This is a genomic window from Bacillus hominis, assembly GCF_018332515.1.
Classification (GTDB): domain Bacteria; phylum Bacillota; class Bacilli; order Bacillales; family Bacillaceae_G; genus Bacillus_A; species Bacillus_A hominis.
This window is the reverse complement of sequence record NZ_BOQD01000173.1, coordinates 1-984: the sequence shown is the minus strand read 5'-3', so window position 1 is coordinate 984 and position 984 is coordinate 1. Positions and strand designations below refer to the sequence as shown.

Below are 984 nucleotides of genomic sequence, written 5' to 3'. Positions count from 1 at the left end.
ATCATATCAAAAAACATATGATGGAGAGATGCAATGGATTTTCGACAATTATATTACTTTAAAGAAATTGTGAAACAAGGAAGTATTTCTAAAGCAGCAGAAGTGCTCCATATCGCGCAGCCACCACTTAGTCAATTATTAAAAAAGCTCGAAACTGATCTTGGTACAACCTTAATTCATCGATATCGTCAAAAATGGGAGCTTACAGAAACAGGTGAAATACTATACCAATATGCCGCTCAAATGCTAATGCAAATTCAAGATGTAAAGCAGCAAATTCAAGAAATTGAACAAGGTATAGGCGGTACAGTAAGTATCGGTGTATCGTCTACATGTTCAAATATGCTCATTGACTATGTTAGTACGTTTAGAACACAATACCCTAATGTTAAAATAAACATAGTAACGGGAAATTCAGAAGAATTATTAAAAAGACTAGAACAAAGAGAAATTGATGTTGCCTTACTTTTACGATTGGGAAATAGTGAACAATATGAGATGAAAGTATTAAAAAAACAATCAACCGCTGTAATTATCCCTGCCAGTTGGGCAACATCATTTTCATCACAGCATGTGACGATTGAACAGATTGCACAGTGCCCATTCATTATGCTCGGAGCAATGGAAGGGCTCTCCTTCAATGAAAACCTCTTCAAAGCGTTTGATGAACATCAACTCAAGCCAAATATTATTATCGAGTGTAAAGATATAAGTATGGTTGTAGCACTTGTTAGTAAAGGGCTAGGCTTATCCGTTATTCCGAAAATGGATTACACATCGCCATTTTTAGAACATATAACGCTTTTGGAATTGGAACAATTTGATTTTCAACTAGAGCCTGTAATAGTAAAATTAAAAGACCAACGAATCTCCAAAGCGGCAGCTCAATTTTGGGAAATGGTTGGTTAGGAGATAAGACAAAGCAAAAATAGCCTTCAATCAAGTAATATAGACATCGTCCGAAGAATTGAGTCGGGATAAAAA

Annotated in this window: 1 protein-coding gene; it reads left to right on the top strand. The window is 35.4% G+C overall.

All coding sequences use genetic code 11. The features are described 5' to 3' along the window. The first annotated feature begins 33 nt into the window (after positions 1 to 33). Positions 34 to 909 carry a LysR family transcriptional regulator gene (locus KI356_RS17525; RefSeq protein ID WP_128281420.1) on the top strand — a complete coding sequence of 292 codons (876 nt, stop codon included), beginning with the start codon at positions 34 to 36 and terminating at the stop codon, positions 907 to 909. The last annotated feature ends 75 nt before the right edge of the window (positions 910 to 984 follow it).